General features: G+C 48.6%; 10 protein-coding genes. All 10 read right to left on the reverse strand.

Annotated features, from left to right (window positions below):
* A partial coding sequence (gene ltrA / locus Bealeia2_RS10305; protein WP_331256928.1) for a group II intron reverse transcriptase/maturase occupies positions 1–1075 on the reverse strand: 1075 nt, incomplete at its 3' end.
* 409 nt (positions 1076–1484) lie between these two features.
* A complete protein-coding gene (locus Bealeia2_RS10310; RefSeq protein ID WP_331256875.1) occupies positions 1485–2270 on the reverse strand; it encodes a hypothetical protein in 786 nt (261 codons plus the stop codon).
* A 14-nt stretch (positions 2271–2284) separates the two neighbouring features.
* Complete coding sequence (locus tag Bealeia2_RS10315; protein WP_331256815.1) at positions 2285–2656, reverse strand: co-chaperone GroES; 372 nt, start codon at positions 2654–2656, stop codon at positions 2285–2287.
* Between the two features lie 12 nt (positions 2657–2668).
* Positions 2669–3124, reverse strand: a complete 456-nt coding sequence (locus Bealeia2_RS10320) for a hypothetical protein (protein WP_331256816.1) — start codon at positions 3122–3124, stop codon at positions 2669–2671.
* Positions 3121–3339, reverse strand: coding sequence for a hypothetical protein (locus tag Bealeia2_RS10325; protein ID WP_331256929.1), 219 nt, complete (start codon positions 3337–3339; stop codon positions 3121–3123). Before Bealeia2_RS10325 ends, Bealeia2_RS10320 begins: the two co-directional genes overlap by 4 nt.
* Positions 3336–3713, reverse strand: a complete 378-nt coding sequence (locus tag Bealeia2_RS10330) for a hypothetical protein (RefSeq protein ID WP_331256818.1) — start codon at positions 3711–3713, stop codon at positions 3336–3338. The genes Bealeia2_RS10325 and Bealeia2_RS10330 overlap by 4 nt, the downstream gene beginning before the upstream one ends.
* Entirely contained in the window at positions 3710–6070 is a 2361-nt protein-coding gene (locus Bealeia2_RS10335) for a portal protein (RefSeq protein WP_331256930.1), read from the reverse strand. Before Bealeia2_RS10335 ends, Bealeia2_RS10330 begins: the two co-directional genes overlap by 4 nt.
* Before the next feature lie 141 nt (positions 6071–6211).
* Positions 6212–6514, reverse strand: coding sequence for a hypothetical protein (locus tag Bealeia2_RS10340; protein ID WP_331256820.1), 303 nt, complete (start codon positions 6512–6514; stop codon positions 6212–6214).
* 72 nt (positions 6515–6586) lie between these two features.
* Positions 6587–7486, reverse strand: a complete 900-nt coding sequence (locus Bealeia2_RS10345) for an Rpn family recombination-promoting nuclease/putative transposase (RefSeq protein WP_331256931.1) — start codon at positions 7484–7486, stop codon at positions 6587–6589.
* Between the two features lie 49 nt (positions 7487–7535).
* Positions 7536–7733, reverse strand: a 198-nt coding sequence (locus Bealeia2_RS10350) for a hypothetical protein (RefSeq protein ID WP_331256932.1), incomplete at its 5' end; no start/stop codon positions are given.

Raw genomic sequence — 7733 nt, forward strand, 5'->3', positions numbered from 1 at the left:
AATTACGCCATCCTTTGAGGAGGGAATTCAATCCAGAGATTACGAATTCCAAGCTTTTGCCTTGATTGCGCTTCGTGAGCTTTCGGATTTTGTCCTTAGCCTTACGGATTGCAGCTTTGGCGGGAGCTATGGACCCCGTTTTCGAGATAGTGAACCCGAGGAACTTCCGTTTATGGACAGAGTCACAAGCGCTTTTCGACTCATTCACCTTGAGTTTGAGTTTCCTTTCAATGAACAGGCGCGTTGACTCAAAGACCCGCTTAGCCGCAGGGAGAGAGTGCACGTAGATGTTGCAATCGTCTGCGTAGCGGCAAAAGCTATGGCCTCGGTTTTCAAGCTCCTGATCCAGGTCATGAAGCATGACATTGGATAAGAGGGGAGAGAGGGGACCGCCTTGAGGCGTTCCTTTCACCGTCTCAATCTTGATGCCATTATCCATGATACCGGATTTGAGGAAACGACGTATCAGTTTGAGGACTTTCTTGTCTTGGACTTTGCTGGCCAGACGGCTCATAAGCCGATCATGGTTGACGTTGTCGAAGAAGGCTTCCAGGTCAATGTCTACCACCCAGACCTTGCCATCCTGCACATATTGACTGGCCTTTTGGACAGCTTGATGGGCAGATCTGCCAGGCCTAAAGCCATAGCTTGAGTCTGAAAAGCCTGGATCGAGCAACGGGGTCAGGACTTGCACGCAGGCCTGTTGTACCATACGGTCTAAGACCGTGGGGATACCGAGCTTGCGTGTTTTCCCATTCTCCTTAGGGATATCCCGTCTCAAGACGGGTTGGGGAGGATAAGTTCCAGCCAGAAGCTGTTTCCTCGTCCTTTCCAGGTAAAAGTCAAGACGACTCTCAATGTCCTGGATTGATTTGTCATCAATGCCAGGGGCTCCTTGGTTGCGTTTGACTTTTGCAAACGCAGCCCGGAGGTTTTCAATGGAACAGAGTGGCTCCATCGTAGACGGTGTCAAGTATGGCAGTTCCTGCTCTGCAAAATGAGTGACAGACCCCTCGACGTCCTGGAATCGGGTACCGCCGTCATCGCCAGAGTCGTGGGAGATGGTGTTGCGCATCGTTTGCTGTCTCCTATTCATTCAAAGTTTCAGTTGCTTCCTTGATTAACCAATTCGGGCCTTCCTTCCCCATAAAGGGAAGTACTACGCCCTCTGCTGACTTCTTGAGCCTCATAGGGACATCATTGCTGGCGTCCTTGCTCTGGAAAGCACAGAGCGAAACTCAAGATCTCCCGCGGTAAGACGAGAAGGTTTCGCAAGGCCATGCTGGATTTACCTCTATGCACTTCTGCCTGAAGACGGGCTATTCTGTGTAATGCCAGGTTGCCCAGCCATAAAAGCCTAATATCCAGTTTCTGTTCGTCACAGCCTTGTTTTGCCATCGGCTTCCTTCAGCATAGACTCTCACAAGCTACACCTTGCCTAGGCTAAGGACCGCATCAGGTCAGCCCTCGGGGACTTTCACTCCTTACCTTCTCGCCATGCACGGCGTCACATAAGACGGAGAGTTGATTTCAAACTCACGTCCTGCACGGATGAGAGATTTCTCAAGTTGTCCAGCGTACTTGACAACGGCTTGTGCCTTCTCAAGATCAAAGCGGGGATCAATCTCATCCATCCAGGGATTCTTCTCAACCCAAGCCTGAACGGCCGGATGAAGATCCATTTCAGGTTCCACCATGTGAGCTGAATCAACTTGATTCCAATTGATTCTTTTGGGTTCACCTTGAGAAGAAGATCCTCTTGTTTTTGGGGAGACCACCGGTTGGTTGCCAATCCAGTGCAGGGTGGCGGTCGCCTTCATCAGCTCTTCATCGGCCGCGACTTGCGCATCCAGATCCCCGGATTCATAAGCGGCCTTTTTAGCCATCTTGGCGGCCTTAAGTTCAGCTTCAGCACCTTGCTTCATACGCATGAGCGCATCCGTGCCCATTTCGTGCGCGGTTCGAGATGAGGTCTGCGCCATCTCTTGCCAATATTGGCTTTCTTGGGCCATCTGCACCATCTCGGCTTGCATTTGCGCAAGACGGTTTTCGTAAAAGGCTTTTTCCTCCAGAGAGAAACCGGCATCGTTTGCGGGCGCTTCTGTTGCGGAGGTCACTTCTGAATGATCAGATTCAGAACCGAATGATTCGTCTGGACTTCCACTCTCAGGCTCTTGTGAGCTCATATCACTTTCCAGACTCTGCTCTTGCGCATGCGCGCGGGCGAGGAGTTCGTCCAGTGTTTCGTTTTCGTTGATTTCTTGTGTCATGCGTTTTCTCCTTGTTAACCGTGATGAACTGCATCTGGATTTTTGAGGATGCAGTAAATACAATCGTCGTAGACAAACCGGAACGGCACTCCGTGATAAGAAAACCGTGTTCCGGAATTGGGTTTAAAGAGTACCCAGTCCCCGAGCTCTGGCGACTTCCAATTCTTGAGATGCTCGTCTTTGTAAACTTCAGCACCCTTGCTCATGACAAGACCAACCATGCTTTTGTAGATGTCCTCTTCGCGGATCTTTTCAGGAATGGTGATACCTCCTTCGGTTTCGGCATCGCGCACAAAGAGTTTCAGGAGCAACTGAGATCCTAACGGTTCAGGAATGTCGCCATTGAGGTGTTCTTTTAAATCGTCATAGTTATTTGAGAGAAACATGTGTTTTCCTTTCTAGGCGACGTGAGTGTTTTGAGAATACAGTTGCGCAGTGAGGGACAGAGAACGCGGCAAATTTTCTTCAGCGACAATCCGCGGATCAGAGATGACGGCTAAAAGATCACGTTCGTCGATAAAAAGCAGTGTCACATCACGAATCATGACTTCCGTGCCATATCCTTTTTTGAGCATCACAAAGTCACCCACTGCATAATCATTGGAAGTGGTAAGCGGGCCTTGAGAGACGACGAGTCCCAAGGCATAAGGATGCTTGTTATTCGCCGCAATCCTTGGTGGCAAATAGACGAGTTGCGTTTTGCCGCGATGGTTCTTGATTGAGTGCACTTCCGATTCTCGTCCCCAAATCTTGATACAAACAAATCGTCCCTGTGGCACGGGCGGCTCAAACCCGAGAGCTTGTTCGACGTAGCGTTTGGCAGCGTGCCGTTCATGGGATTCAATCCGACTCATGAGGTCCTCGTGTGTGTTGGGGAGAGTTGTCCGCTCTCGATTGCTTCAGATTCTTTTGCAATCAGATCTCCAGCCACTTGCAATCCTTCTAAAAGACCTGTGTGAAACCGATAGTCGTCATAAGAGTCGCATCCGCCGGAGGTGACATAGAGTGCGAGACGGTCTCTCTGCACTTGCAGATTTTTAAGAAGATTTCCCAAAACATCCTGAATCATTTTTGTGGCCTCTTGCTCAGTGGTTTAGGTCTTCCAGACGCAGTCGATTCGCCAAGACGAATTTTCGCAACACCGCCCATGGCAAGCTTTCGAGGACGGACGGGTTTGCGAGACGACAACGCCTCTGTCTCCAGCACGTCTTTAATGACCGCATTGGGCGTTAAGGTGCGGGTTGTGCGCGCTGACTGAGAACGAGAGACACGTGTCTTTGGTGCACTGCGAGGCATGACTTCCGCCTCAAGGACATCTTTCATGACCTTGTTCACAGCCGCTTTGCGGTTTGCGAGCGCACTACCACCGCCCCCTGTTTTCCGGCGTTCAAAGCGTTGTGGTGCGCTTGTCTTTGTTTTGGGCGTTGAGGGCTTTGATTTCATAAGACTTCTCCGTCTGGATTCATGTGGTGTTCGATCGCAACATCATCTTGCTTCAGCTGCGCAATAATGAGGTCCGTCTGGTTCTTCTCATGGGCGATCGCAGCCTTGTTCTCTTCTTTGATAACCTCTGTCTGGAATTTCATTTGTGCCTTCAACTTTTCCATCATGGCCTTGATTTCGGCTTCTTCCAGCTTGCGTCGACTGGCTTCGGCCCGCTCTTGGATATCAATTTCTATGAGCTGTTGCGGATCGATAGGCTGAGGCGCTTGTGGTTGTGTGTCAGCAGTTTCAGTTAGGGAGTTTGCCACCATGAGTGCGACCTGATTCTGCACAGCTGGTGGAAGATCCTGATTCAATGGCAACTCAACACCTGTCATCATCTGCATTTGGAGCGCGTAGAGCTGCGCTTGATGCTCGGCAATGTGAGCCATGAGTACTGGAGAGAGCTGTGGGTTTTGTGCCAAAAACGCTTCGTGCACTTGAATGTGGGCGACATGGTTTTGCCACGGGGCCACACCCAGAGATGCACCGGAAAGGGCGCGCATATTCTCAGAAACGGGATCGAGTGGTGTTCCAGAATCTGGCGTGATCAAAACTTCATCGATATTCTCGATTCCGAGAGTCCGACAGATGCGTTCATAAACGGCGTGCTGGTTAAACAGCTGTGGTGCGGATTGTGCCAATTTTAAAAGCTCCTGGGCTCTTGCAATGCGTTGGGTCTGTGTGGAAAGACCAGAATCCGCTGTCGGTGAGATGACGTGATTGAGTTGGAAGTCTTGCGCGCTGACATAAGACATCTCTCCCTCACGGGAGAAGAACATTGGATCTTCTGTTAATGTTCCACCCCAGAGCTGGTAAAGCAGAGTCAGCTCTTGAGATAAAGACTCCCTCAGTCCACGCAGCATCGCCATCTGAAGGCGACCGGAGACATCCAGATGCGCTAACGTAGTGCCCACAGGTGTATTCGCGCTTTGGTCAGCAATCTGATGATCGATACAAGATGCGAGCTCCAGCGTCTTGCGGGATAAGGTATCGTAAAGATCCTTAAGCACCATAGAGGGTTCCCCGTATGGCAAGGGAATAATTGAGCTTCGTAGGTCTTTTCCATAGACTGGGATTGAATGGAATTCCCCAGGTCCGATCATCTTGTCATTGTTGGCAATATCGATGTTGCCGGCAATCAGTCCTCCTGGGAAGTTCGAGAGAATGCCTTTGTCAATGAGTTGACGCAACAGACTGGTCAGAGCGGTGGAGTTGCCGCCTAAAAGCTGGGCATATCCAAGCCCATAATTCCCAAGCCCAGGTAACAAAGTGTACTGGACAAAATAATTGATTCTCGCAAAGGTGGTGTCTTCTGGTCGCCAATTGCGGCGAATCGACAAGATCTGTCGACTTTCGGGAAGTAAGGTCACGATGTAAGGTTTTGCGATGGATTGCGCGTCATCACTCTGATCTTCGTCAATCGTCAAAAGACTATAGCTTTCCCAGACCGTTAAATAGTCAGTCGGACGTTCTGAAGTGGATGCGACTCCATCTAGATTCCGAATGGCATCATCAATGGGGGAATCCAGCAAATCATCAGATTCTATATCCAGGTCAACCTCGCGATAGAATCCGTATTGCTGCCTGAGCTGTAGATCCTGTCGAGACAAGTTCAAAATATGCGTAATGCGATCGGATGCGGTCAGGGACGATGTCTCATTATCAATCAGGAGATGCTGCGGCCGGATAAATCTCGCCGTTGGGCGTTGTGTTAAAGGATCTGTATAGACTTTCTTAAAGGCGGATCCCAAAAGAATAAGATAGAAAAGCATACGCCGCGAATCAACGTAGTAGTCCGAGTCAACAGAGGTGAGCTGCCAGTTTAAGAACTGCTCAACGCGTTCTGCGCAATCCTCAAAAAATGCATCTGATCGTTTGAATGTCTTGATCTTGGCAGGTCCTTCAGCAGGGAAAAGCTCGGCTTGTGCCAACGCGTAAAACTGCAAACAGGCTTGCATCAAAGTGGTATCAAATGCACCTGTTGCCTGCGCAAAGGGCAGCTTGTCAACGGTCTCCCACGACAGCCCCAGATTCTGGATGGCCGATTGGATCTGTTGCTCCCATCCCTCACGAGACGCCTTGTCTTCGGAAATGCCACGAATTAAATCGGTGACAACTTTGTCTTGAGAGGCTTCTGAAAGTTCATCGGTAATGTCATCCCAAAATCCATCGGTGTCCTCTTCCTGTTCTTCTTCAAAAGGAACATCGACGTCATCAAGTGGGAGTGATGTGTCATCAAAGTCATCTCCATTGGGAAATGCAATGACGTTTGTAGCGTCTTGGTCATTACCGTAAAATGTATCACGTTTGTGCATACGACATCCCCTCGCCAAAATACGAGATTCAAGAAATTAAATAATATGGGATGTCTTGGCGGTGATTAAATCACAGATCTCAACGGTATGCAAATTTGTGATGAGAAGAGAAAAAGTCGAGTGTTTCTGGGAATCACAAGATCAGTTGTGACGACCTTTTGTGTGATCTTCGACCTCTAAAACGTCGCGAGATGTGACCACAGATTTTTCACCGGCAATGGCATTTGTCGGTGTCTCCAGAATGACTGTTTTTGATTCAACAGGTTGTATGTATTCTTTGTGACAAGGACAGATGACTTTTGTGACTTTATGATGCTCTGTTCCTTTGAGTGTTTGATGCTCTTCGTGAGAGATAATTTGTACACATTCTGGCTGATGCGCACATCCGGCAAGTGCAGCCGCAACCAAGCCAAGAGCAGCAATATGTTTAGGTGAGAGTTTCATGTGAAAGGCTCCTTGATATGATGTTTCTCGTGATCCAAGTGTAACGAAGAACCGGACACGCGGTCAAATCACTCAAGGCGTCTTTTGGGTGTCCTTGAGAACAGTGAGCCTCTTCTCATCAAGTCCCGTCATCTGCGCGACAAATTCAATTGTTTGTCCGCTTTGCAGAAGAGCTTTTGCGACTTCAATTTTTCCCTTCTCAAGACCTTTCTCGAAGCCTTCTTTTTTGCCTTTTTCAGATGCAGCCAAGAGAACGTCTTGCGAGTGAACAGCCTCTTTGAGATAGGCAAAGTAAGTATTGCGCTCTTCATTGGACATATGGATGACAGCCAAGCGTTCTGCAACCTTCTTCATCACAGGTGATTGGAAAGAAGGGAGGACTTCGGAGTGCTTCATCATGTAAAGCCATTCATCGAGTTCATGTTGCACCTGATCGTTAAAACGCGGCAGCGAGATAATGAAGTACTCCGGAAACACGTTAGGTGTCTCAAACATGATGAGCCCCTGATTGGCGATCTTCACGTTGACAGGATGTGTGGTGTCAATTTCATGAAAGATCGTCTGTCCATGATAGAGAGGGGATTTCATGGTCTGCGTTGCAAAATAAAGCAGACTGATATGGAAGACTTTTTTGATGCTGGTGTAGTCCTGATTTCCAGAAATACTGTCCACGATGAGCCGTGAAGAATTAAAACACGCTTTGTGCAAAAAGTTGGGTGTAAAAGAACGTTCGATCTCCACAATGTATTTATTGTCGTCTTTGTCTTGCACGACAAGATCCGCGATACTGCGTTTGAGATCAAAGGACTCCTTGTTGGACTCACTGTCGAGAAGGGCATTAATGGTGACAGGAGGATATCCCTGTGTTTGCAGAAGAGTCGAGATAAACCTTTCGATAATCTCATAATCGCCCTTGTTCTTGAGGATGTACTTAATCGCGTAATCGAAACTGATGAGAGGTTTGTCTGACATCGTCTGTCTTGCCTTTTTGTCGTTTATCTATGGACTGACTGTACGGAGGTTACGATCTCTTGTCGAGGTGAAACACGCGCATTGCAGAGTATCTCTCTCGAGAGCAGTAGTGAGCCAGAGTCATGTTGCAAAAGCCTGTTGCATAATCGGCGAATATCGCAACAGGTTTTCGCAACACGCAAGAGCGCAGTTTTGCTGAGGTGATTTTTTGTTGCAGAAACGTTCGTTTTTGCAACACGATCTCAGA

The organism is Candidatus Bealeia paramacronuclearis (genome assembly GCF_035607555.1).
Lineage (GTDB): Bacteria > Pseudomonadota > Alphaproteobacteria > UBA9655 > UBA9655 > Bealeia > Bealeia paramacronuclearis.